The organism is Pseudomonas mendocina (assembly GCF_003008615.1).
Lineage (GTDB): Bacteria > Pseudomonadota > Gammaproteobacteria > Pseudomonadales > Pseudomonadaceae > Aquipseudomonas > Aquipseudomonas mendocina_C.
In genome coordinates this window covers 3264674-3289768 of the sequence record NZ_CP027657.1, presented here as the reverse complement: position 1 = coordinate 3289768, position 25095 = coordinate 3264674, and the positions used below count along the sequence as shown (strand labels likewise).

Annotated in this window: 24 protein-coding genes; 16 read left to right on the top strand and 8 right to left on the bottom strand. The window is 59.6% G+C overall.

The genetic code is table 11. The annotated features are described in order from the left end of the window. Positions 1–100: 100 nt before the first annotated feature. The 3 genes from C7A17_RS15345 to C7A17_RS15335 all read right to left on the bottom strand — a co-directional run bounded on the left by C7A17_RS15345 (position 101) and on the right by C7A17_RS15335 (position 3178). Entirely contained in the window at positions 101–916 is an 816-nt protein-coding gene (locus tag C7A17_RS15345) for a sugar phosphate isomerase/epimerase family protein (protein WP_106738829.1), read from the bottom strand. Between the two features lie 156 nt (positions 917–1072). Next, positions 1073–2122, bottom strand: coding sequence for a Gfo/Idh/MocA family protein (locus tag C7A17_RS15340; RefSeq protein ID WP_106738828.1), 1050 nt, complete (start codon positions 2120–2122; stop codon positions 1073–1075). A gap of 279 nt (positions 2123–2401) precedes the next feature. After that, positions 2402–3178: an IclR family transcriptional regulator gene (locus C7A17_RS15335; RefSeq protein ID WP_106738827.1), complete on the bottom strand. Its 777-nt coding sequence runs from the start codon at positions 3176–3178 to the stop codon at positions 2402–2404. 299 nt (positions 3179–3477) lie between these two features. Between C7A17_RS15335 and C7A17_RS26790 the strand changes: the two genes are divergently transcribed. The 8 genes from C7A17_RS26790 to glyA all read left to right on the top strand — a co-directional run bounded on the left by C7A17_RS26790 (position 3478) and on the right by glyA (position 13602). Then, positions 3478–3693 carry a hypothetical protein gene (locus C7A17_RS26790; protein ID WP_158704671.1) on the top strand — a complete coding sequence of 72 codons (216 nt, stop codon included), beginning with the start codon at positions 3478–3480 and terminating at the stop codon, positions 3691–3693. A gap of 43 nt (positions 3694–3736) precedes the next feature. Continuing rightward, complete coding sequence (locus C7A17_RS15330; protein ID WP_106738826.1) at positions 3737–4207, top strand: tripartite tricarboxylate transporter TctB family protein; 471 nt, start codon at positions 3737–3739, stop codon at positions 4205–4207. A gap of 13 nt (positions 4208–4220) precedes the next feature. After that, positions 4221–5735, top strand: a complete 1515-nt coding sequence (locus C7A17_RS15325; protein WP_106738825.1) for a tripartite tricarboxylate transporter permease — start codon at positions 4221–4223, stop codon at positions 5733–5735. A 144-nt stretch (positions 5736–5879) separates the two neighbouring features. Continuing rightward, positions 5880–6881 (top strand): tripartite tricarboxylate transporter substrate binding protein, encoded by a 1002-nt coding sequence (locus tag C7A17_RS15320; RefSeq protein WP_106738824.1) that lies wholly within the window; start codon positions 5880–5882, stop codon positions 6879–6881. A gap of 115 nt (positions 6882–6996) precedes the next feature. Continuing rightward, positions 6997–8244, top strand: a complete 1248-nt coding sequence (locus C7A17_RS15315; RefSeq protein ID WP_106738823.1) for an OprD family porin — start codon at positions 6997–6999, stop codon at positions 8242–8244. Positions 8245–8398: 154 nt separating this feature from the next. Next, the gene (locus tag C7A17_RS15310; RefSeq protein WP_106738822.1) at positions 8399–10333 is read left to right on the top strand and encodes a methyl-accepting chemotaxis protein; all 1935 of its coding nucleotides are present in this window, start codon (positions 8399–8401) and stop codon (positions 10331–10333) included. A gap of 191 nt (positions 10334–10524) precedes the next feature. Continuing rightward, a complete protein-coding gene (locus C7A17_RS15305) occupies positions 10525–12222 on the top strand; it encodes an FAD-dependent oxidoreductase (RefSeq protein ID WP_106738821.1) in 1698 nt (565 codons plus the stop codon). A 126-nt stretch (positions 12223–12348) separates the two neighbouring features. Further along, positions 12349–13602: a serine hydroxymethyltransferase gene (gene glyA, locus C7A17_RS15300; protein WP_106738820.1), complete on the top strand. Its 1254-nt coding sequence runs from the start codon at positions 12349–12351 to the stop codon at positions 13600–13602. A 164-nt stretch (positions 13603–13766) separates the two neighbouring features. On the opposite strand, the gene C7A17_RS15295 is transcribed toward glyA, so the two are convergent. Continuing rightward, positions 13767–14273 (bottom strand): DUF3015 domain-containing protein, encoded by a 507-nt coding sequence (locus C7A17_RS15295; protein WP_106738819.1) that lies wholly within the window; start codon positions 14271–14273, stop codon positions 13767–13769. Between the two features lie 169 nt (positions 14274–14442). Between C7A17_RS15295 and C7A17_RS15290 the strand changes: the two genes are divergently transcribed. Beyond that, positions 14443–14814, top strand: coding sequence for a PilZ domain-containing protein (locus C7A17_RS15290; RefSeq protein ID WP_106738818.1), 372 nt, complete (start codon positions 14443–14445; stop codon positions 14812–14814). On the opposite strand, the gene yjiA is transcribed toward C7A17_RS15290, so the two are convergent. The 3 genes from yjiA to C7A17_RS15275 all read right to left on the bottom strand — a co-directional run bounded on the left by yjiA (position 14815) and on the right by C7A17_RS15275 (position 18164). Continuing rightward, a complete protein-coding gene (gene yjiA, locus C7A17_RS15285) occupies positions 14815–15795 on the bottom strand; it encodes a GTPase (protein ID WP_106738817.1) in 981 nt (326 codons plus the stop codon). 94 nt (positions 15796–15889) lie between these two features. Beyond that, positions 15890–16093, bottom strand: coding sequence for a YbdD/YjiX family protein (locus tag C7A17_RS15280; protein ID WP_106738816.1), 204 nt, complete (start codon positions 16091–16093; stop codon positions 15890–15892). 10 nt (positions 16094–16103) lie between these two features. After that, the gene (locus C7A17_RS15275) at positions 16104–18164 is read right to left on the bottom strand and encodes a carbon starvation CstA family protein (protein ID WP_106738815.1); all 2061 of its coding nucleotides are present in this window, start codon (positions 18162–18164) and stop codon (positions 16104–16106) included. A gap of 451 nt (positions 18165–18615) precedes the next feature. Here C7A17_RS15275 and C7A17_RS15270 point away from each other — a divergent pair, with 451 nt between their 5' ends. From C7A17_RS15270 to C7A17_RS15255, 4 genes are all read left to right on the top strand, one after another. Then, positions 18616–18894: a PqqD family protein gene (locus C7A17_RS15270; protein WP_158704670.1), complete on the top strand. Its 279-nt coding sequence runs from the start codon at positions 18616–18618 to the stop codon at positions 18892–18894. Between the two features lie 335 nt (positions 18895–19229). After that, positions 19230–19853 (top strand): phosphoenolpyruvate carboxykinase (ATP), encoded by a 624-nt coding sequence (locus C7A17_RS15265; protein WP_158704669.1) that lies wholly within the window; start codon positions 19230–19232, stop codon positions 19851–19853. Beyond that, positions 19850–20683, top strand: a complete 834-nt coding sequence (locus C7A17_RS15260; protein WP_106738812.1) for a sulfotransferase domain-containing protein — start codon at positions 19850–19852, stop codon at positions 20681–20683. The genes C7A17_RS15265 and C7A17_RS15260 overlap by 4 nt, the downstream gene beginning before the upstream one ends. Before the next feature lie 18 nt (positions 20684–20701). Beyond that, positions 20702–22645 (top strand): asparagine synthetase B family protein, encoded by a 1944-nt coding sequence (locus C7A17_RS15255; protein WP_106738811.1) that lies wholly within the window; start codon positions 20702–20704, stop codon positions 22643–22645. Positions 22646–22796: 151 nt separating this feature from the next. Here the strand turns inward: C7A17_RS15255 and C7A17_RS26785 are convergent, their stop codons facing one another. Beyond that, positions 22797–22955, bottom strand: coding sequence for a hypothetical protein (locus tag C7A17_RS26785; RefSeq protein WP_158704668.1), 159 nt, complete (start codon positions 22953–22955; stop codon positions 22797–22799). Positions 22956–23266: 311 nt separating this feature from the next. On the opposite strand from C7A17_RS26785, the gene C7A17_RS15250 reads away from it, so the two are divergent. From C7A17_RS15250 to C7A17_RS15240, 3 genes are read left to right on the top strand one after another with little or no spacing between them, the layout of a single operon-like run. Beyond that, positions 23267–23782, top strand: a complete 516-nt coding sequence (locus tag C7A17_RS15250) for a phage tail protein (protein ID WP_106738810.1) — start codon at positions 23267–23269, stop codon at positions 23780–23782. 44 nt (positions 23783–23826) lie between these two features. After that, entirely contained in the window at positions 23827–24360 is a 534-nt protein-coding gene (locus C7A17_RS15245) for a phage tail protein (RefSeq protein WP_106738809.1), read from the top strand. Positions 24361–24390: 30 nt separating this feature from the next. Further along, positions 24391–24936 carry a phage tail protein gene (locus C7A17_RS15240; RefSeq protein ID WP_106738808.1) on the top strand — a complete coding sequence of 182 codons (546 nt, stop codon included), beginning with the start codon at positions 24391–24393 and terminating at the stop codon, positions 24934–24936. The last annotated feature ends 159 nt before the right edge of the window (positions 24937–25095 follow it).

Genomic DNA, 25095 nt, shown 5'->3' with positions numbered 1-25095 from the left:
GAACCATAGATAGGTAGCTAACTATACAGATCTCCCTATCTTGCCGCCTATGACCCGCGTGACAGTATCTGACCCGCGGGTGACGGACGGCATCGAGACGCTATACCTGTCCCAGCAACCGCAGCGTCTTGTCCATGGCCATCTGCGCACGATCCAGCGCACTGACACCCTGCTCGAGCAACTGCCGGGTCGGAATCTCCAGGCTCAGGGCAATGGTCGGCGGCAAGGTGCGCAGCAGCCCGAGCAGGTCGCTGTCGCCATCGCCAGGGAAGCGCCGCTCATTGCGCGCCTGGCGCAGGATCTCGTCCATGTCGTCCGGGCGCGGGCCATTGACGTCACACAATTGCGCGTAGCGCATGCGTTCTGCCGGTATCTGTGCCAGCTCTGCCAGGCTCGATCCGGAGCGGTCGAAGTGGAAGGCATCGACCAGAATGCAGCCATTGGGGCGATTGGCCGCCTCGACGATGCGCTTGGCCTGGGTCAGATCACGCGCATCGGTCCAAGGCATGAACTCCAGATGCGGAAACAGACCGAACGGCGCAGCCAGATCGCAGACTGCTGCGAAGTTCTCGGTCAGACGCGCTTCATCCGGGTCATTACCGGCGATCAGTACGTCAGTCGCGCCGAACTCGGCGCCCACCTCGAAAATGGCCGCGAAATCGCTGACCCGGGTTTCCGGCTTCAAACGCAGGATCTCGATATCCGCCACCTTGATCCCGGTATCGCTCAGACGCTTGAGGGTCTGTGCGCGCAGGCCGGCATCGGCCATCAGCGGGAAGTGATGTTCCTCGGCCGTAGCCGGCACCAGGCGCAGCCCCACGTGACTGTAACCGGCGCGTGCGGCCACCTCGACCATTTCCGGCGGCGACACTTCGAGTACGGTCAGGGCAGCCAGGGACAGAATACGTTCGCTCATGATGATTCTCGTGTTTAGAGGGTGTTTACAAAGCAGCGAGCGAAGGTCAAGCAAGGCGAAAGCAGTCGAAAAAGCGGAGTGTACGAGTAGTACATGAGCATTTTGAGACTGCTTTCAACGCAGCATGGCCGAGCGCAGCAATTTGTAGACGCCCTCTCAGATGATTTGAGGGTTACAGGCCTGGCCGCTCTCGGCCGCCTGACGAATAGCTTCGACCAATGCCAGGGTACGACCGGCATCGGCAGCGCTGACCAGCGGCTTAACCTGGCCACGGGCAACCTGGACGAAATGCTGCAACTGCCGAAGCAGCGCTTCACCGGCGCCGAATTGCTCCTGCACCTGTAACAGTGGCTGGTGCCAACCGGCGCCGCCCTCGGCGTAATGCCAGCGTTTGAGCTGGGGAATGCTCAAGGCGCCACGAGTGCCGGCGAGCAGGTAGCAGGGCTGGTCGGCCTGGCGCGGGTAGACCGGGTTTTCGCCCGAGTCCAGCTCCCAGCTCCAGGGCGCGGCGACCGCATCGGAGCCGGTCAGGCTGCCCAGCGCGCCGCCTTCGAACTGCAGCAGCACAGCGGCGCTGTCCTCGTTGGCGAAACCGCGCACGCCGTTGCTGGTGATCGCCTGCACCTGACGCACCTCACCGCACAGATGACGCAGCAGGTCGAGATCATGGATCAGGTTGGTCAGCAGCATTCCAGCCCCGGCTTCGCGGCGCCAGGGAATGTCGTAGTAACTGTCGGGTTTCTGCAGCTGCCACAGCGCGGTCACTGTGGTCAGCCGACCCAGCGCGCCCTGCTCGAGCAGCTCGCGGGCACGGGCGATCAATGGATTGTGCCGACGATGATGACCGACCAGCACCGGCACACCACTGCGTTCACTGGCGGCAACCAGCTCACGCACCTCGTCCAGGTGCACGCCAACCGGTTTTTCCAAGAGCACCGGTACGCCGGCAGCGATGCAGTCCAGTGCCGTGCTGACATGCAGCGCATTGGGGTTGGCGACGATCACCGCCTCGGGCCTGGCCTGCTCCAGCATCTGCTGGTGATCGGCGAAATATGGCACACCACACTCAGCGGCGAAGTCGGCGGCCTGCGGGCCAGGATCGGCAATGGCGCACAGTTGCGCTTCGTCGAGAGCCTGCAAGTGCTGATGATGCTGTCGGCCCATGACACCGGCGCCGATCAGGGCAATACGCAAGGGGGAAGTCACGCGGTGATCCTCTTGTTGTCGTTCTCGCGCGGGCACGCCGGATGACCCTGGCGCACGTCTTTTAATATTTAGAACTCAGTTCCAAATTTTACGCAAGACGAAAATGCAGAGAAGTTTCGCGCGGTACGGAAACGTCGTAGGGTGCGCCGTGCGCACCGAAACCGGCAAAGGAATCGGATTCGACAGGCCGTAGGAGCGGCTTCAGCCGCGAATCACCGTGCTTCGTGGCTGAAGCCGCTCCTACGATTACGTGGCCATGGGCGTGTCGCTTCTAGCCGATCAGGCGAACAACTCGGAGGCAGGGCTCGCCGCGGAGAGTTCTGCAGCGGCGGCCAGCAGCTCTGCCGCCAGCTCGTGAATGCGCGCAAGCGGCAGACGAGCGCTCGGCCCGGCGATACTGAGCACACCGATCACCCGAGCATCGCGCGGATCACGCACCACGGCAGCCAACGCCGCCGTACCCAGCGACGAGCTCTCCATGACCCAGGCATAGCCCTGCTGGCGAGCCAGGGCCAGGCGCTGCAACAGCTCCTGCTCATCGCGCGGCGCATTGGGGCCAAACTCGGCAGGATCGGCAATGCCCTGGCGCTCCACCAACGCCAGTGCATCGGCGTCGTTCATGCTGGCCAGCCAGGCATGCCCGGAGGCGGTATAGAACAGCGGCGCCTCGCGCCCCATGTCCGGGTCGTAGCGCAGGCCGGAACGGGCACCCTGGCTCTTGGCGATCCAGGTCTGCCGCTCGCCCTCGATCACGCCAAGGCGCACCAGCTCACCGCTGCGCTCAGCCAACCGGTCGAGAATTGGCTGCACCACATCGGCACCGCTGCTGGCCAGGTAGCGAAAGCCCAGCGCCACCAGTTTGGTGGACAGGCGATAGCGGCTGGTCTGCGGATCCTGGCGCACGTAGCCCAGGCGAATCAGCTCGGCGAGCATGCGGTGCGTGGCGCTCTTGGGAATCGCCAACTCGTCGGCCAGGCTTTGCATGGGCATGCCGCCGGGCTCGCGGGTAAGGCTTTCGATAAGGCTGAGCGCGCGTTCGATCTGACTGCCGGCCATGAGGTGTTCCTGAAAATTTTGCGCCGATTCTAAGAGACAAAGCCGCGCAGAAGCGAGCCAGCAACCTGCGCCAACCTCTGGAAGCATGACCCTAGACACGACATACTGCGATGCCAGCGCAAATGTACTAACCGGTTCGTTCTTGTTCGGTTATCGAACAGAACTCCGTTTAACGAATTGAAATGGCGGGGAGGGTCGGCTCACTATTCCGACCACGCCTGAGACGACGCGCACTTTTGCCTGGTGCCATTGCGCGTCGAACATTTCAGCAGCCAATAAATATAAGAAGGTCGATTGTCATGCCACAGCCCAAGCACCTGCGTGCCCCGGCAACTCCAGCACCTCATGAGGTCGCTGCCTGCCCCCCATCCAGCCCCCTGCTCGATGACTGGTCATCCCTGTCGCCCATCGCCCTGCCCATGCTGGCGACCCGCACCGACAGCGAACACCTCAGCCTCTGGTCGTACCTCGTCTCCATCCTGACCCCACGATTGCAGTCCGCTCGCGCGGCCTGACGACGACACTGACCCGTCGGTTTCCTCACCTGTCGGAGCGACAATGAACAAGACAGAAAAAATGCTGGTCGGCGAGCGCACCTTTTGCGCAATGCTGCTGGTCTTCACCCTGGCCATCCTCTACCTGGCCTACGACATTGCCGGTTTTTCCTCGGTCAACTCGCCAGGCGCCTTCCCGTTAGGTGTCGGCCTGATCATGCTGCTCTCGGTGATCAAGATCGGCTTAGAGCTGATCGGCAAGGCCAAGCCCGACAGCAACGGCTGGCTGGACTCGGCTCGCCTGTTCGCCAAAGAGCATTTTCCGAGACGTACCCTGATTTTCCTCGGACTGGCCGTGATCTACCTGGCAGCCATTCAGTGGGCCAGCTTCTACGTCAGCACCTTCGTGTTCCTGGTGCTTTCGATCGTCTACCTGCGCAATGGCAGGGTCGCGGGCGCGGTACTGGCGGCAGCGATGCTGCTGGCAGTCATCTACCTGCTGTTCACCCTGGCTTTCAGCGTTTACCTGCCATAACGAGGCACCCGAGATGAGCGACAACTTTTCCTACCTGCTGATGGCATGGACTGACCCGCAGCTGTTGATGCTGACGGCGCTGGGCACCTTCGCCGGTATCTATATCGGCGCCATTCCGGGCCTGTCGGTGACCATGGCGGTGTCCATTCTGGTGTCCTTCACCTTCTCCTGGGACGTCAACGATGCCCTGGCGCTGATCGTCGGCATCTTCATCGGCGGTGTCTATGGTGGCTCCCGCAGCGCCATCCTACTGAACATCCCTGGAGGCCCCTCTTCGGTTGCGACGTCGTTCGACGGCTACCCGCTGGCGCAGCAGGGCGAAGCAGGACGTGCCATTGGACTGACTACCGTAATGTCGGTGGTCGGCGGCATCGTCGGCACCATCGTACTGGCCAGCGCGGCCCCGGTGATCGGTGACCTGGCGCTGAAGTTCGCCCCGCGCGACTACTTCCTGGTGGCCGCCATCGGCCTGCTGCTGGTCGGCAGCCTCGCCGAAGGTTCGCTGGCCAAGGGCATCTTCGCCGCCGCGCTGGGCGCGGTGATCGGTCTGGTGGGCATGGATCCGGTGACCGCCGAAGGTCGCTTCACCCTCGGTCAGGTCGAGCTGATGGGCGGCATTCATTATGTGGTGCTGATGATCGGCCTGTTCGGCGTCGCCGAGCTGTTCTACCAGTTGCACAACCTGGAAACTCCGGTGACCCGCCAGGTCGTAGACAAGATCATTCCCTCCTTCGCCATGATGCTGAAGTTCCTGCCGCTGTCGATCCGCACCTCGATCATCGGCGTACTGGTCGGCGTACTGCCAGGCGTCGGCGGCGACATCGCCGCACTGATGGCCTACGACCATGCCAAGCGCACCGTGAAGAATCCGACCAAGCCGTTCGGCCAGGGCGCCTATGAAGGCCTGGTAGCCCCGGAAACCGCCAACAGCGCAGCCGTCGGTGGTGCCTATGTGCCGATGCTGACCCTCGGCATGCCGGGTGACGCGGTGACCGCAGTGATCATCGGTGCACTGGTGATCCACGGCCTGAACCCCGGCCCGATGCTGATGGTGGAAAACCCGCACATCTTCTACTTCACCGTAGGCAACCTGCTGCTGGCCAACATCTTCCTGCTGATCTTCGGCCTGATGGGCATCAAGCTCTTCGCCAAGTTCGTCGAGATGCCCAAGGCTGTGCTGATCCCGCTGATCCTGGTGCTCTGCGTGGTCGGCACCTACTCGATCAACAGCAGCATGACCGAGGTGTACTGGATGCTCGGCTTCGGCCTGCTCGGCTACATCCTGAAGATATTCGGTTTCCAGATGGGTCCGATCATCCTCGGCGCCATCCTCGGCCCGCTGATGGACACCTCGTACCGCCAGGCCATGTCCTCGGCCGGTGACAACCCGGTGGAGTTGCTGCAGGGACTGGTCACCAGCCCGCTGTCGCTGATCCTGACCAGCGCCGTGGTGCTGATCCTGCTGGGCAATACGCCACTGCTGAAGAAGATCAAGAGCAAGTTCAGCCCCGCCTCCGCGCGCGGCTGACAACGAGGCAAGACGCGCCTGTTCACGACCCCACGGGCTGCAACCTGCCTCGGCGGGAAGACGCGCAACGGATCGTGGACAGGATCATAAAGGTGTGCCCCGACCTCGACAGGGGCTCACAACAACAAGCGATGGAGAGTCCAGATGTTCAAATCCCTTCTGACCGGCGCCGCCTTCGGCCTTAGTGCGCTGACCATGGCCCTGCCAGCCCATGCCGAATACCCCGAGCGCAGCATCCAGGCGGTCATCCCCTGGGGTGCCGGTGGTGCCACCGATAACGTGATGCGCAGCCTGACTCCGTACGTGGAGAAAGAACTGGGCGGCAAGTTCATCCTCAACAACCGTCCGGGCGGCACCGCCGTGATCGGCAGCTCCTACGTCATGCAGCAGCGCCCCAACGGCTACGCCATCCTGCTCGGCGCCGAGAACCCGCAGCTGTACAAAGTGCTGAAACTGGCCGACTTCGACTACTCCGACTTCTACCCGGTCAACATCATCGGCCAGAACGTGGTGGTGATCGCCGCCAACGCCGACGCGCCGTTCAACACCATGGGCGAGCTGCTGGCCGCGGCCAAGGCCAACCCGGACACCCTGCGCATGGGTTCCACCGGCGCCGGCGGCCTGCCGAGCACCGTCAGCGCGATGATCAACGCGGTGGACGAGCTGAAAGTGCGTGAAGTGACCTTCGGCGGCGACGGCCCCGGCATCACCGCACTGATGGGCAAGCACATCGACTTCATGCCGTTGAGCCTGGCAGCAGCCCGTGAGCTGGTACGCAGCGGCAAGCTCAAAGCCCTGGCTGTGTTCGCCACCGAGGAAACCCCGGAGCTGCCGGGCGTACAGCCGATCACCAAGGATCTGCCAGCCATCGCCGAGTACCTGCCGTGGGGCCCGTTCTGGGGCGCCTTCGTGCACAAGGACACGCCGGATGACGTCAAGCAGAAGCTGGTCGACGCCTACGCCAAGGCCGTGGGTAACGACGAGTTCCAGGGCTTTTTGAAGAACTTCGGTGCGCAGAGCCTGAACCTCAGCGGTGCAGAAGCCGAAGCCTTCCTCAAGCGCTGGCAGTCGGTTACCGCCTGGTCGATGTACAAGGCCAAGGCCATCGAAATCTCCCCGGACTCGGTCGGCATCGCCCAGCCCTGATCCAGGCCTGAAGCACTCCCGCCGGTAAATCCGGCGGCGCCCCCCTCTTTTTGCGTATCTGCCTGCGCAGAGGGGGTCGTGCACCCTGAAAAACGACAACACAGGAAGAAAAACAATGAAAACCACCATCACTCGCCTGCTGCCCAGCGCCCTGGCCCTGTCCGTCATCGCCGCTCTGCCTGTCGGCAGCGTCCACGCCGCCGGCTTCGTCGAAGATGCCAAGGTCACCCTCGGCCTGCGCAATTACTACTTCAACCGCAACTTCCTCAACCAGACCCAGGGTGGCCAGGGCCAAGCCTCCGCCTGGACACAGAGCTTCATTCTCGATGCCCGTTCCGGCTACACCGAAGGCACCGTCGGCTTCGGCCTCGATGTGCTCGGCCTGTACTCGGTGAAACTCGACGGTGGTCGTGGCACCCCGGGCAGCCAACTGCTGCCGGTACATGACGATGGCCGTCAGGCCGATGACTTCGGTCGCACCGCTGTCGCGGCCAAGGCCAAGCTGTCCAAGACCGAGCTGAAGGTCGGTGAGTGGTTCGCCGTGCTGCCGATCCTGCGTGCCGACGATGGCCGCTCGCTGCCGCAAACCTTCCAGGGCGCACAACTGACCTCCAACGAGATCGACGGCCTGACCCTGTACGGCGGTCAGTTCTGGAAGAACAGCCAGCGTAACGATGCCAGCCGCGAAGAGATGTCCTTCGGTGGCGTAGAGGGTGATGACTTCAACTTCGCCGGTGGTGAATACCGCTTCAACGGCAACAACACCATGGTTGGCGTCTGGCACGCACGCCTGGAAGACGTCTACAAGCAGAGCTACGTGCAACTGACCCATAGCCAACCGGTCGGCGACTGGGTGCTGGGCGCCAACCTCGGCTACGTCAACGGCAAGGAAGAAGGCGCGGCCAAGGCCGGCAAGCTGGACAACAAGGTCTACCAGGGCGCACTCACCGCCAAGACCGGCAACAATACCTTCATGGTCGCTTACCAGAAGCTCAGTGGTGATACCAAGTTCATGCGTATCGACGGCGCCAGCGGCGGCACCCTGGTCAACGACGGTTTCACCAACAGCTACGACAACCCGGAAGAACGCTCCTGGCAGATTCGCCATGACTACAACTTCGCCGGCCTCGGCATTCCGGGCCTGACCCTGATGAACCGTTACGTCAGTGGCTCCAACATCCACACCGGCGGCCGTACCGATGCCGAAGAGTGGGGCCGCGAATCCGAGCTGGCCTACACCATCCAGGAAGGCTCGCTGAAGAACCTGAGCATCCGCTGGCGTAACTCCGACGTGCGCCGCGACGTGGGCGTCGATCTGCACGAGAACCGCCTGATCTTCAACTATCCGCTGTCGATCCTGTAAGCACCCAGCGGCATTGTTAACCGATTGACTCCTATGTGTTACGGCACCTTCGGCCCGTCCTCGTGACGGGCTTTTTTTACCCCCCCTAGGTGCCGTCCTGGGCCGACGCCTTTGGCGTTCTTCTCACGTGCAACCGGTTCGAGGAATTACCACCATGCGCTGGATTATCGAACGCACTGCCGACCTCAAGGTCGGCCACAAGCTCCTGCTGGGCTTTTCCCTGGTCATGCTGCTGACCCTGGCGGTCGCCCTGGGCGGTTGGCGCACAGCCAGCGATATCCTCCGGCACGCCGAGCACTCCAGTCAGGTCACCCTGTTGCAACAGCAGATCCTGCAACTGCGCCTGCTGGAAAAGGATCACCTGCTCGCGCCGCAGACCGGCCTGCATAACAAGGTCACGGCTCAGCACGCCATCATTGCCGAGCAGTTGGATCGCCTCGCGGATGGCCGCGAGCAACTGGATACTCTGCGCAGCGGCAACGACGCCTACCTGCAGCGCTTCGAGCATCTGCGGCAGACCCAAGCGAAGGCTGCCTCCACCCAGACCGGCATGGCGATACGTGCCGAGGAAGCCTTGATCCAGTTCGAAATGGTCGCCCAGGATCAACTGAATTCGATCCGCGACCAGTTGTTCGAGGGCGAGAATCGCTCCGACGACAGCGTCACCCAGGCGGAGACCGCCAACCAGTTGGCCCGTGATCTGTTGCGCCTGCGTCTGGCGGAAAGCCAGTTCATTCAGTACGGCACAGCCGAGCAGGCCAGCCTCTGGCAGGAACGCCTCGATGCCATGACGGCAACCGCGCAACAACTTCGATCCCAGTTGCCCTCACTGCAGCAGGCATCGCTCGACGAAGCGCTACGGGCGCTGGATAGCTACCGCGAGTCGTTCAATTACTACCGCCGTAGCCTGGAGGCCGAGCAACAGAGCGGCATCGAACTCGCCGAATTGGCGCAGCGTATGCTGCTGCAAGGCGAGGAGCTGCTGCGCCAGCAACAGACGGACATGCACCAGCAGAACGAACGGTCGCTGCAAGGCCTGGCCCTGCTGACCGTGATCGCCCTGTTGCTGGGTTTCCTGGCCAGCTGGCTGATCCGCCGGATGATCGTCACGCCGCTGCGCGACTGTCTGCAGTTGGCCCAGCAGGTTGCCTCCGGAGATCTCAATGGCGCACGCCTGCCACTGCGTCGCGATGAAGTCGGCTTGCTCCTGGCCGCCCTGCAGGAAATGCGCGACAGCCTGCGTGAGCTGATCGGCCAGATCGGTGGCAGCGCCAGCCAGATCGCCGCAGCGGCCGAAGAACTTTCAGCGGTCAGCGAGCAGACCCGTGCAGGCGTGAAGGAGCAAAGCCAGGAGTCCAGCCAGACCGCCTGCGCCATGCAGCAGATGGTCGGCAGCGTGCAACAGGTGGCCGGCGACGCCGAACAGGCATCGCAAGCAGCGCAGCAAGCCGAGCGACAGGCACGCGACGGTGACCGCCTGGTGCGCGAAGTGATCGGACAGATCGAACACCTGGCCAAGGAAGTGATGCGCACCGAAGAGACCGTCGATCAGGTGCACAAGGAAAGCCAACGCATCGGCAGCGTCCTCGACGTGATCAAGTCGGTAGCCGAACAGACTAATCTGCTCGCGCTGAACGCCGCCATCGAAGCCGCACGAGCGGGTGAGCAGGGCCGTGGCTTTGCCGTGGTGGCCGACGAAGTCCGTGGGCTGGCACGCCGAACCCAGGATTCCACCAGCGAAATCGAAGCGCTGATCGAGCGTCTGCAACAACGCGTGCAGCAGGCCGTGGCGCAAACTCAGGCCAGCCAGCAATTGAGCCAGAGCGCCGTGGCAGGCGTCGAAGTCGCCGGCCAGACGCTGGGCCAGATCAACCAGGCGGTGGCGCTCATCGAACAGATGAACCAGCAGATCGCCAGTGCCGCGGAGCAGCAGAGCGCGGTCGCGATGGAGATCAATCGCAGCCTGGACAATGTACGCGGCATCAGCGAACAGAGTGCCAGTGCCACCGAACAGACCGCACTGTCCAGCGCCGAGCTGGCCAGGCTGGGTGGCGAGTTGCAGATGCAGATCGGCCGCTTTCGCACCTGAGGTCGCCTCACCCACACCGTATCTCGGTCGACGGCCGAGATACGGCGCTGGCAGCCGCCGATCAGTGCCGACTGACCGCTAAACGCACGACATCCAAGCATCCGAGTTTTTTCCCGCTTGGCCTTCAGCCAACTTATCAATAAAATCTGGAACCAAGTTCCAATAAATTAAAAGTACTCGGAGACACTGCCATGCCTCACACCGACCTCGACTGCGACCTGCTGGTGGTGGGCTCCGGCGCTGCCGGGCTGGCCGCCGCCGTCAGCGCCGCCCACCTGGGTCGACGGGTGATCCTGGTAGAGAAAGAACCCGTACTGGGCGGAGCCACCGCCTGGTCCGGCGGCTGGATGTGGGTCCCGCGCAATCCGCTGGCCAAACGCGCCGGCATCGTGGAAGACCTCGAACAGCCGCGTACCTACCTGCGCAACGAGCTGGGTGAGCACTACCGTCCCGAACTGATCGATGCCTTCCTGGAAAACTGCCCGGACATGGTGGCGTTCTTCGAGCAGCACACAGCGCTGCAGTTCGTCGACGGCAATGGCATCCCCGACATGCACGGCGATACGCCCGGAGCTGCAACCGGAGGCCACCAGGTGATCGCCGCCCCGTACGACGGTCACGAAGTGCTCGACCTGCTGCCGCGACTGCGCAAGACCATGCGCGAAACCTCCTTCATGGGCATGCCGATCATGGCGGGGGCGGATCTCGCCGCCTTCCTCAACATGACGCGCTCGCCCAAGGCGTTGCTGCATGTGATCCGCCGTTTCACCACACACCTTTACCACCTGGCCCGCTATGGCCGCGCCATGCATCTGGTCAACGGCGTGGCACTGATCGCACGCCTGGCCCGCTCGGCGCAGGATCTTGGCGTACAACTGATGGAATCCACGCCAGCGCAGCGCCTGATCGTCGAGGACGGCATCGTGCGCGGTGCCGTGGTGCAGCACGCCGGCAAGGAGCTGACCATCCGCGCCAAAGCCGTGGTGCTGGCCGCTGGCGGCTTCCCCAACGACCCGCTGCGACGCAAGGCGATGTTCCCGCGTGATGCCAGCGGTCACGACAACCTCGCCCTGCCGCCCGCGTCTTGTTCAGGTGACGGCCTGCGCCTGGGCGAAACAGCGGGTGGCCGGGTCGCTGACGACCTGCGCTCCCCCGTGGCCTGGGCGCCTGTATCGAAGGTGCCCTACCCTGACGGCAGCGTCGGCCACTTCCCGCATATCATCGACCGCGGCAAGCCCGGCATCATCGGCGTGCTGCAAAACGGCCAGCGCTTCGTCAACGAAGCCGGCGGCTACTACGACTATGTCGACGCCATGCTCAAGGCCATTCCCGAGGATCAGGAGGCCTGCTCCTGGCTGATCTGCGACCACCGCTTCCAGCGTCGCTATGGCCTGGGCTTCGCGCGCCCGGCACCAGTGCCGCTGTGGCCGCATATCCGTAACGGCTACCTGAAGCGCGGCAACACGCTGGAAGAGCTGGCCGCGGTCTGCGGCATCGACCCGGCGGGCCTTGCCCTTACCGTCACCGAGTTCAACCGTCATGCACGCCAGGGCGAAGACCCGCAGTTCGGGCGCGGCAGCACACCGTTCAACCGCCGCAGCGGCGACGCCAACCACAAGGGCCCGAACCCCTGCGTCGCGCCCATCGAGCACGGCCCGTTCTACGCGGTGAAGGTACAACCGGGCTGCTTCGGCACCTTTGCCGGGCTGCGTACAGACGGCCATGCCCGCGTGCTGGACGATGGCGGCCAAGCAATTATCGGTCTTTATGCCGCAGGCACCGACATGGCCAGCCCACTGGGCGGTCATTACCCGTCCGGCGGGATCAACCTGGGGCCGGCCATGACATTTGGCTACATTGCCGGACGACACGCAGCAACCCTGGACTAATCAGGCATACAGCTAGATGAAGGCCATTTGTCAGCCTCATGACCGACCTTCATATGCCTGATTGCGACCTTTGCGGTAGAATCCGCCCCCTCTTTATTCCGCCCAACTGGTTTTCAGGGGATTGCCATGTTCAGCCGTGATTTGAACCTTGCTCGTTATGACGCCGAATTGTTTGCTGCCATGGAGCAGGAAGCCCAACGCCAGGAAGAACACATCGAGCTGATCGCCTCGGAAAACTACACCAGCCCGGCGGTAATGGAAGCCCAGGGCAGCGTGCTGACCAACAAGTACGCCGAGGGTTATCCGGGCAAGCGCTACTACGGTGGTTGCGAGTACGTCGACGTGGTCGAGCAACTGGCCATCGACCGCGCCAAGGAGCTGTTCGGTGCCGACTACGCCAACGTTCAGCCGCACGCTGGCTCGCAAGCCAACGCAGCTGTCTACCTGGCTCTGCTCAGCGCTGGTGACACCATCCTCGGCATGAGCCTGGCTCACGGCGGTCACCTGACCCACGGCGCCAGCGTTTCCTCCTCCGGCAAGCTGTACAACGCCGTGCAGTACGGCATCACCGATGCCGGCCTGATCGACTACGACGAAGTCGAGCGCCTGGCCGTCGAGCACAAGCCGAAGATGATCGTTGCCGGTTTCAGCGCCTACTCGCAGGTGCTGGACTTCGCCCGCTTCCGCGCCATCGCCGACAAGGTCGGTGCCTACCTGTTCGTCGACATGGCTCACGTGGCCGGCCTAGTTGCTGCTGGCGTTTACCCGAACCCGGTACCGTTCGCCGACGTGGTCACCACCACCACCCACAAGACCCTGCGCGGTCCGCGCGGCGGCCTGATCCTGGCGAAGAAGAACGAAGAGATCGAGAAGAAGCTCAACTCCGCGGTCTTCCCAGGCGCACAAGGCGGCCCGCTGGAGCACGTCATCGCCGCCAAGGCCGTGTGCTTCAAGGAAGCCCTGCAGCCCGAGTTCAAGGCTTACCAGCAGCAAGTGGTGAAGAACGCTCAGGTCATGGCCAAAGTGTTCATCGACAACGGCTACGACGTGGTTTCCGGCGGTACCCAGAACCACCTGTTCCTGCTCTCGCTGATCAAGCAAGACATCACCGGTAAAGATGCCGACGCCGCCCTGGGCCGCGCCTTCATCACCGTGAACAAGAACAGCGTACCGAACGACCCGCGTTCGCCGTTCGTCACCTCCGGCCTGCGTATCGGCACCCCGGCCGTGACCACGCGCGGCTTCAAGGAAGACGAGTGCCGTCAGTTGGCGGGCTGGATCTGCGAAGTGCTGGCCAACATCGGCAACGACGAAGTCGAAGGCCGTGTGCGTGAGCAGGTCAAAGCGCTGTGTGCCAAGTTCCCGGTTTACGGCAACTAAGGTTCGGCCTGAAACGAAGAAGCCCGCCAATTGGCGGGCTTCTTTTTGCCTGGTCGATTTCCTTGTAGTGCATGGATACGACTGGTGCGCACGGCGCACCCTACTGAACTCCGGATCTGCTCGAAGCCGTAGGGTGCGCCGTGCGCACCACGAAGCGGACGTGCCTACGCGGGCTGTTTCACGTAACGCGCCAGCTGTGTATCGCGACTCATCACCTCCAGGGTTGCCGCCAGTACCTGCTCACTGGTGGCATCGGCTTGGCTGAAGATGCTGCCGAAGTTGTCATGGGTGACCTTGGCGAAATGCGCACGATCCCGAGCTTCGACGCCCAGCAAGGTCGCGTAGGCATCGAGCGCCTCCCCCTGGCCCATGGCCATGTCTTCGGCGATGGAGTCGAGCATGCCGTTCATCGCCAGCATCGAGCGGCCGTTGTAGCCCAGCGCGCCGCTGGTGTCGCAACCGTTGGTGCCGGAGGTCATGCCGAAGGTAGCGTTGCCAAAGGTGCCGTTGGTGGTGGTGGCGAGGAAATGTGGAGCCATGCCGCGCTGTCCTTCGAATAGCATGTTGCCCCAGCCGCAGCCGTTGCCCCCGGCCGCGTCGGCGAACGCCCCTACGCTGGCCATGCTCAGGACGCCAAAGATCAGACCCCTGCCCAACATTCGCTTGCTCATATCTATCGCCCCGTAATATCGATTGATTGAAACTGCATAAGGAGCTTTGGTCAGGTCACCCCAGCTGTCAAACAACCAGCGCTACCGTTCATGCCATTCGACACAATTCGAGACCACCGACAGCCGCCTTGGCTATAGTGTGGGGAAACCTGCAGATCGGAGTTCGGGAATGAGTGATACAGCCAACGAGCGTCGGCGTTTTCAGCGCATCGCCTTCGACGCCCCCACCGTGCTCGTGCAAGGCGAGCGGCGCTGGTCGGCGGTGTTACATGACCTCTCGCTCAAGGGCCTGATGGTAGAGACGCCTGCGGATTGGAACGCCGATCCGGATCAACCGTTCGAGGCGCAGATCCAGCTCGGCGACGAGGCACGGGTGAAGATGGAAGTCCTGCTGACCCGAACCCAGGCCGGCTATCTCGGCTTCGTCTGCCGTCATATCGACCTGGATTCGATCAGCCATCTGCGTCGCCTGGTCGAGCTCAACCTGGGTGACGAGAGCCTGCTGGAGCGCGAGCTTGCCGCCCTCGGCGACAAACCCTGATCAACGCTGCCCGAGTGCCTCGGCGAACCCCTGACGGATTTCGTCCTCGGGCAGATCGTCACCGATGAACACCAGCACGCTTTCGCGCGTTTCGTCCGGCGCCCACTCGCTGTCCCAGTCGAAGCTATACAGCCGCAGCACGCCCTGGAACACCAGGCGACGCGGCTCGTTCGCCACCGCGAGCACGCCCTTGTAGCGCAGCAGCGCATCGCCGAAACGTGCCAGCAAGCCTTCCATGAAGGCGCTCAGGCGCTCCAGATCGACCGGTTCGGCACTCTCCAGCACCAACGTACGGATACGATCCGGCGTGTTCGTCGCGGGCGCCAGCGGGCGCAGTGTCAGGCCGCGCACTGGTGTGGGATCGAGTTCGAAACCGCGCAGATCGAGCAGTGATTCAAGATCGATACGACCATGCTCGACCACCTGAACCGGCGCGCGCCGGTTGATTCGTTGCAAACGGGCTCGCAGCGCCTCGACGCTGGCCGCGTCAGCCAGATCGGTCTTGCTCAGCAGGATGAGGTCGGCGAAACCGACCTGGGCCTGGGCGATGGTCTCGCTCAGGTGACGCTCGGCGTTGACCGCATCGACCAGGGTGACGATGCCATCGAGCCGGTAGCGCGCCCCCAGTTCTTCGGTGGCGAAGAAGGTCTGCGCCACCGGCGCCGGGTCAGCCAGACCGGTGCACTCGATCACCAGGCGGTCGAAGGCCAGCTCGCCGGCGTCGAGTTTGTCCAGCAACAGAAACAGCGCCTTTTCCAACTCGACGTGGATCGAGCAGCACACGCAACCGTTGGCCAGGGTGACCAGCTTCACCGGCTCATCGCCGAGCAGTTGGCCATCGATGGGCGTAGCGCTGAATTCGTTCTCGATCACCGCCAGGCGCAAGCCGTGCTCGGCCTTGAGCATGTGGCGCAGCAGCGTGGTCTTGCCGGCACCGAGAAAGCCGGTGAGCACGGTGACGGGAATGGGCAGTTGAGACATTCGATACATCCTCGAAAGATGGCGACAAGCCTGTCATGCCATCCAGAAATGAACACGCCACGGCAAGCGTGGCGTGTGGGTAGCTGACAGCGGTTCAACAACAGCGCACAGGCCGTCCATTACCGCCACCATAACGCGCTTCCTGGCGTTCACGGAAGAACGCCTCGTAGCTCATTACCGGCTGATCCGGGTGCTTGTTGGCCATGTGCTCGACATAGGTGTCGTAGTCGGGCATGCCCACCAGCATACGGGCAGCCTGGCCCAGGTAGCGGCCCATGCGGGCGAGGTCGTTGAACATGACGTGCTCCTTAGCTCAGCTCGGCAGCCGACTGATACGGCGCCTCACGGTCGGTGCGTTCCGGCTTGGCCAGCGCTGCCCTGCCGACCTTGATCGCGTAGAACAGAATGCTCATCACCACGAACAGGAACAGTATGGTCAGCGTCGCGTTGGTGTAGGCATTGAACAGTACATGGTGCATCTGCGCCATGTCCTTGGCCGGGGCGATTACCTCACCCTTGGCAATCGCCGCACTGTACTTGTCGGCCAGGGCCAGGAAGCCAACCGCCGGGTTCGAGTCGAACAGTTTGATCAGGCCGGCCGTGGTGGTGCAAATCAGCAACCATACGGCCGGAACCAGGGTGACCCAGACGTAGCGCTGGCGCTTCATCTTGATCAGCACCACGCAACCGAGCATCAGCGCGATACCCGCCAGCATCTGGTTGGAGATGCCGAACAGCGGCCACAGGGTGTTGATGCCGCCCAGCGGATCGACCACGCCCTGATACAGCAACCAGCCCCACAGCGCCACGCAACCACCGGTGGCGATCATGTTGGCAGCCCAGGACTCGGTCTTCTTCAACGCCGGGACGAAATTGCCCAGCAGATCCTGCAGCATGAAACGCCCGGCACGGGTACCGGCGTCCACCGCGGTGAGGATGAACAGCGCTTCGAAGAGGATCGCGAAGTGGTACCAGAAGGCCATGGTGTTCTCACCCGGCAGTACGCTGTGCAGGATCTGCGCGATCCCCACGGCCAGCGTCGGCGCACCACCGGCACGGGCCAGGATGCTGTGCTCGCCGATGTCACGGGCCGTGGCCTCGAGCTGCTCGGGGGTGATCATGAAACCCCAGCTGCTGACGGTGGCGGCTACCGATTGCACGTCGCTACCGACCAGTGCAGCGGGGCTGTTCATGGCGAAGTAGATGCCCGGTTCGATCACCGACGCGGCGACCATGGCCATGATGGCGACGAACGACTCCATCAGCATGCCGCCATAACCGATGTAGCGCGCGTGGGCTTCGTTGGCCAGCAGCTTGGGCGTGGTGCCAGAACTGATCAGTGCATGGAAGCCCGATACCGCACCACAGGCGATGGTGATGAACAGGAAGGGAAACAGGCCGCCCTTCCATACCGGGCCGGTACCGTCGATGAACTGGGTCAGCGCCGGCATCTTCAGTTCCGGCATGGTGATCAGGATACCGACCGCCAGGGCCAGGATGGTACCGATCTTGAGGAAGGTCGACAGGTAATCGCGCGGCGCCAGGATCAGCCACACCGGCAGCACGGCGGCGACGAAGCCATAGCCGATCAGCATCCAGGTGATCTGCACGCCGGTGAAGGTGAAGGCCGGGCCCCAGTACGGATCGGCCGCGACCACGCCACCGAGCCAGATCGAACCAAGCAGCAGCACCACGCCGATCAGCGAAATTTCACCGATACGGCCCGGGCGGATGTAGCGCATGTACACGCCCATGAACACCGCGATGGGAATGGTCGCCATCACCGTGAACATACCCCACGGGCTTTCGGCCAGGGCCTTGACCACGATCAACGAGAGCACCGCGAGGATGATGATCATGATCAGGAAGCAACCGAACAGCGCGATGGTACCGGGAATCCGGCCCATTTCCTCACGCACCATGTCGCCCAGCGAGCGACCGTTGCGACGCGTGGACAGGAACAGCACCATGAAGTCCTGCACCGCACCAGCCAGCACCACGCCAGCGATCAACCACAGGGTGCCAGGCAGGTAGCCCATCTGTGCAGCCAGCACCGGGCCCACCAGCGGGCCTGCGCCAGCAATGGCGGCGAAGTGGTGACCGAAGAGGATGTGCTTGTTGGTGGGGACGTAATCGAGACCGTCGTTGTTGACGACAGCGGGTGTAGCGCGGGAGGGATCCAGCCCCATCACCTTGTTGGCGATGAACAGGCTGTAGTAGCGGTATGCGACCAGGTAGATCGCTACGGCGGCAACCACGATCCATAAGGCATTGATGGATTCACCACGGCTCAGCGCAACGGTGCCGAGGGCGAAGGCGCCCAGCAACGCGACGGCGAACCAGACGGCATGGCCGGCAATTCGGGTCATTGCAGCTCTCCTACCGAAGCCTCTTGGGCGACGGCGATCATTGTTCTTGTGGGTACTCCGAGGGAGCCTGACCACTATCCGGATATGCGCCAACCGACGGAATTCGCAGAACTACCCAGAAGCCATTGCGTATAACTACGTAGAAGCGTAGACCAGTGCTTGCGCTGCCGATGCCAGGAACAGGCAGCCTCATCAATCGCTCTGCTGCTCAAGCCACGCCAATCCCCACCACCACTGCTCTAGGGTCACCAATGGCCGGTTCGCTGGCACCAGAGTAGAACCGCGCCGTTGTGAAACAGCTGGCGTAACGGAGCGCCCAACATCATTGGACTCCATGCGATTGCATGTTGAAAATAGAACTTTATACTGGTGCAAGAACCAGCAATATATGCACCATAAGCGCAATATAAATCATAATCTTGTAAAGTATTTTAAGGATGGAAATACGAGCATGCTTTCACTCAATGCACGAGTCAGCAAGCGACTGGATCAGCTCGCATCAGAAATAGATGGCAAGATCGTCCTACTGGGGGTTGATTCCGGCAAATACTTTGCCTTCGACGATATCAGTACGGACATCTGGAATCGACTCGACAGCCAGCCACTGTTATTAGACTTATGCAGCGCCTTGGCCAATGACTACGATGCTGACCTGAAAACCATACAGGCGGACGTTTGCAAAGTCCTTACCATGCTGGCAGAGAACCACTTGATAGAAATCCACGAATAAGTGTGTCTTGCACACTTGTTTAATAACATCAAGTACAACAATGGATTGTAAGATACGCCATGTTTGATTATTCCCTATGTGGATGGCACCTACGCTCAGATAGTCCCCTTCCCCTGTTGAGTATACTTAACTTGCCTCAACTCACACCGGATATTCATGTTACGCATGCGGCCATCCCCTCCATCGATCAGCCAGTCTTATTTTCCAGCCCATTCTTGACTCTTTACTCCAATGGAAAAGCGCTCATACGCATAAGCGGCAGATTGTCAATTCTGGTATCGGCAGGACAACAGATAATCATAGAAGCAGGCAATGAAACCACGCAGGGAGAGATCATGACTTTCCTGCTGGGCCCAGCTCTAGGATTGATTTGCCACCAAAGACGGGCCTTACCCTTACATGGAGCCACCGTGAGGATAGGCGATGCTGCGATTACTCTGGTAGGACAGTCTGGCGCAGGGAAATCAACCACCGCCACAGCACTGATCAAACGCGGCCACCAGCTTCTGTGCGACGACATTAGCGTCCTAGATCCACTCAGAACTGAAGTACAGCCCGGCTTTCCAAGCATAAAGTTATGGCAAGATGCTGCTGATGCGCTGACCATTCAGACCAACAATCTCAGCAAGGCAAGGACTGGCCTGCAGAAATTCCACTACCCAGCAAATTCAGACTTCAACAATCTTCCCACCCGACTACAAACCATTATTATTCTGGCCCCTAGAAAATACATTGCTTCTGCCGAACTATTAACGCTAGACAAAATCAGCGCACTTGCACAACTTCGCACACATATTTATCGACAACGCTTGTCACGACTGCTTGGCGCAGAACAGACCTATTTCAAGCAGCTGGGACAATTGATCAGCAACGTTCCAGTAATGGTTCTGCAACGCCCAGATGACCTCTCGCAGCTAGATAGCACTATCGAACTGATTGAGCATGTAGCCGCATCATGAGTGCTTTTATCTGGCTGGCGTCTTATCCCAAATCCGGCAATACCTGGGTAAGGGCCTTTCTGAGTAGTGTCAAACAAGATGGCCGCCCCATAGATATCAATAAGTTGGATATCGTAACGCAACCCTCGTCTCGCTATTTTCTGGATGACTTGCTCGGCATAGCTACGGCAGATCTAACACAGGAAGAGATATTGTCAGCACGACCTGTGGCCATGTCCACCTACAGTCGCCTAGTCAAGGGCGTAAGCCTGCACAAGGTTCACGATGCCTGGGTACGTAATTCAGAAGGGCTGCCACTTTTCCCTCCGGAGCTGACCCACTCCAGTATCTATATCGTGCGTGACCCACGTGACGTGGCCATCTCCTTTGCCCATCACCTCGGACAATCCGTTGATTACGCCATAAAACGCATGGCCACTCCCGACTCAGCTCTAGGTCACAGCGCTACGAAGTTCACACCCAATACAAGCCAACCACTTCTCACCTGGAGTCAACACGTGGAAAGCTGGCTCGATCAGGCCCATCCCTCTCCACTTCTGGTGCGCTATGAAGACATGCTTGCGGATCCAGTCCAACAGGGGGCGCGTATCGCACATCACGCGGGGCTAGACAAGACAATCGAAATTTACGAACAAGCAGCCCTGAACACTCGCTTCAGCGAATTGAAAAAGCAGGAAACACAGAACGGGTTCAAAGAGACTATGGCGCCAGGTAGGCATTTCTTTCGTTCAGGCAAGGCCGGAGGCTGGAAAGAGGTGCTAACACCTGCACAAGTTGCGCAAATCGAGCACGATCACGGTCAGGTCATGCGACGCCTTGGATATCTCTGAGATTGTTAAGGACAAACAATGAGCGCTATTTGCGGGCTTATCCAGCTAGACAAGACCCCTAATGCCGCCAGGCGCTGCAGCATCGTTCACGCAGCTCTAGAGCCTTATGGCCGCCACACACAAGGGATGTGGGATGGACTGCATGCAGCGCTGGGCAGTCGTCTTACAAGGCTTCTGCCAGAAGATCAACACGACCATCAACCTCTACAAGGTGGCAATGGAAGATTTGTGCTGGTTGCTGATGTCCGCTTGGATAATCGCGCAGAGCTCGGCCATAAACTGAACATCCCCTCTGTCCGCTTGAAACACATGGCGGATGCCGATGTATTACTGACTGCCTATGAGAAATGGGAGCAACAACTACTCGATCATCTGCTAGGAGATTTTGCCTTCGCTATATGGGATAAAGAGCGGCAAAGCCTCTTTATCGCCCGTGACCAGATGGGCAAGCGCCCTCTTTTCTATCACCAAGGTAATGGCTGGTTTGGCTTTGCTTCCATGCCAGCAGGATTGCTGGCACTACCCGAAGTAGCGACAGCCCCAGATGAAGAGCGGATACGCGATCTATTGCTTCTGCTACCAGATACTTCAGAGCACAGTTACTTTGCGAATATCAAACGCCTGTTGCCCGGCCATTGGGCGCTCCTTCATGCTGACGGCACCTACCATTCCAGACGTTACTGGGAACCATCAACAGAAGAGCGTATTTATTTCAAATCCAATGATGACTATGTCGATGCTTTCGTGGAAAAACTCGAAGAGGCCGTGCGCTGCCGTCTCCGCTCAACAGGTGGTATAGCCAGCCAACTAAGCGCTGGGTTCGATAGCGCCACAATCAGCAGCATAGCGGCTCGTCAACTGGCAGAAACAAGCCAAAGCCTGCATGCATTTACATCCGTGCCCAATCCTGCCGGGCTGCCAACGTCTTCCAGACAAGTATTGGACGAGGGCCCCCTAGCAGCGCAGGTTGCGGCCCTATTCCCCAACATCCACCATCATTTAGTCAGAACCGACGAAGCCAGCATAGTGGATATGCTGGAAAAAATGTTCAGACTCTATAATCGCCCAGCCAAGAATGTAGTGAATTTACTCTGGGATATGCATATTGCCAGAATTTCAGCGACACAAGGAGCAACCACGTTATTAGTTGGCGACTTGGGCAACTTCACCATCAGCTACCATGGCGACCATGTACTCAACTCGCTTCTGCGAGAACGCAAGATATCGGTTTTACTGCAACAGCTTAACTTTCAACTGCGCGGCATCAGTAACCGTGCACGACTGCATACCCTCTACAAGATGCTCGCCCCCTCTCTACCCGGCAAACTTCAGAGTTTCCTTGAACCAACAATACAAAGGATCAGGGGAAACATTTCCCTCGCACAAGGGATCAATCCCACTCTTTTGGCAGACCCAATACTGCAGGAATATTGCAGCCAGCTAGGACGTTACCCCAACATGACTACGCGCCGAGAAGAAAGCAGGCAGTGGCGCAAGAAGGTACTGACCCGACTAGACAGTGCAGAATATGGTAAAGGGCGACTAGCACTTAGCGGAGTTGACGGACGCGACCCCACCGCAGATATACGCCTGATTAACTACTGCCAATCGATTCCAGTAGAACAATTCCATAAAAACGGCACTAATCGTTGGCTACTAAGACGAGCATTAAAACGCTACTGGCCATCCGCAACAATTAACTCCCGCACAAAAGGCAAACAAGGGGCGGACTGGAAATACAAAATAAATAAAGAGCAGCACGAACTTTATCGCGAGCTCGAGTTATTTCAAAAGCAACCACTGGCATGCAGCCTTCTCGACATGTCATTCATTCAGAACCAGTTAGAGGCTTTTTCTTCGTCAGACCAGAGCAGTGAAACCCAAAAAAACTTCAAGCTACTGCGACTTATCGCAATTGGGCATTTTATACATATGGCCGCAGCGAAAAATATGCTCCCATAGCCATCAAAGACGAACTTGTCTCCTCATCGACTACTACGGCTCCACTGGAAAAAACAAGACGAGCGAAAATTGTAACGCCCTCCTGCCCCCCCGATAGCACTAGCCAACCTTCGAGAAGACCAGTCGTCTCGTCAGTAAAAACCACAACTACTTAGCTAGAGCCACCGACACCATCATTCGTGTTAGTGGAGCCTGCCATTGTCAGATCCTCGACTTCATGCACCTCGACAACCGGCGACTTCCACTGCTTACGCATAGCATCCGCCTCGCAGTTCACATCTTCAGCCACTTGCCCATTAACAATATTCATCGTCACCCTCCAATATCCCAAGCAATAACTATCAAGCAGATATTTTTAGCACATCCCACTAATTCCGTCCATCCGACCATCTCCCCCTCCAGCCCAGATGCCCCTCTCCTTTACATGAGAATCGCCATCTCTCATTTGTAAAATCTCCAGCCAGCACTACAGTGAAAGGGTGTCTGCAAAAACAGACTCATTAATGAAAAGGAAAGTATTAACAATACGAAGAAACCTTTATGCATATTTTTCATAAGCAAGGCAGTTCATAGCCCTTTATAAATAATGCGCACGAAGGCTTCCTGCACAAGGAAAAAAACATGGATCCATTTGTAGGTGAAATTACCCTTTTTGCATTTAACCAAACTCCTCAGGGATGGCTACCGTGCAATGGTCAAGTACTGAACATCAACCAATATGCCGCACTTTTTAGCCTGCTAGGCACGGTTTATGGCGGCGATGGCAAAACCACTTTCGGCATACCCGATCTGCGCGGCAGGGTGATCGTCAATCAAGGCACAACCGCCGCACCGGCCTATACTATGGGGCTGGCAGCAGGGCTCGAAAGTGTCACATTAACGACCAACCATATCCCCCCACACACCCATCGAATGTATGCCGTGGATCTTCCCCCGGCTAACAATAACCCGGCCAACAATATGTTGTCCCAAGCAGTGACTGCTATCTACGCCGCTGCCAACTCCACTCCACAGGCTCTCGCCTCAGGCAGCATGGCAATAACCGGAGGCTCGCAGCCACACGAAAACCGGCAGCCGTCTATTGCGCTGCAGTTTTGTATCGCAACTGTCGGCCTCTACCCCCCGCGCCCCTTCTGAACCAACACGAACGATTCAACGCCCATCAAAGAAAGGGAATTATCATGGAAGCTTATGTGGGTCAGATTCGCCTATTTGCCGGAGACTACGCCCCGAACGACTGGGCCCTGTGTAATGGAGCAACACTCAACATTGCAGGCAATGAGGTACTGTTCGCCCTGATCAGCAATATTTACGGTGGCGACGGAAAAACCAACTTCAAATTACCCGACCTCCGCGGCAGACTACCTTTGCATATAGGCAAAGGCCCCCAAACCATAACCAACTACACCCTCGGCCAGACGGCAGGCGCTGAGACTGTCACTATTACCACGGCAAGTTTTCCCGCCCATAATCATATCGTCAATGCAACCAAGGCTAGTGCCACACAGACAAGCCCACAGGGCACCCCCCTGCTTGGCAAGCCTGCACTGGGCTTCTACATGCCAGAAAGCGCTGCTGTTTTCACCATCTCATCGATGAAAGATGCAGCTCTGGAGGCAGCTTACGGTGGAGGCCAGAGTCATGAAAACAGCATGTCCACAATTGCAATGAACTACATCATATGCACAGCTGGCCTATTTCCAAACTTCCAATAAGCAGAAGCTCAGATAAATACGGAGAATGACATGGATGATGCATTTATCGGAGAAATCCGGATCATAACCTGGAATTGGGCACCGGACGGGTGGTTGCTGTGCAATGGTCAGCTATTGAACATCTCCCAATATCAGGCACTGTTTGCCATATTGGGTAACCGGTTCGGAGGAAGCATAAACAACAACAACTTCAAGGTACCAGATCTACAAGGTAGGGCCGTTTCCTGTTACGGCCAGGGTACGGGCTTGACCAACCACAACTTCGGTACCACGTACGGGGAGGACAGCACGACCCTGACTAGCAATCAAATTCCACCTCACAACCATGCCTTGTTCAGTGGATCATCGTCAGCAGGCCCTACTGCTTATGTGCAAACTCCTGCAACCGATAACTATATCGGCCATGTACCTGGAACAGGCCAAAAAAGCTTCGTATCGCAAACAACGCCAGAAGTCGGCATGAGCCCGTCTGCAATATCTTCGGTAGGCAATGGTGCTCCGCACGAGAACCGCCAACCGTTTCTCGTGATGAACTACATCATTTGCTACGACGGAGAATATCCAATTCACCCCTAAGCCGAACCAATAGTTCAAGCAGCTTAGGCGCACTCAGAAGAGTACGCCTAGGCACTCTAAAAGAACGCTCAAGGGTCTGCGCCGACACTATGGAGCAGGGCAGGGGACGATGCGGTATCGTTACAGCAAGGCTTGGTGGCCCTAGGCGCAGCCCCGAGT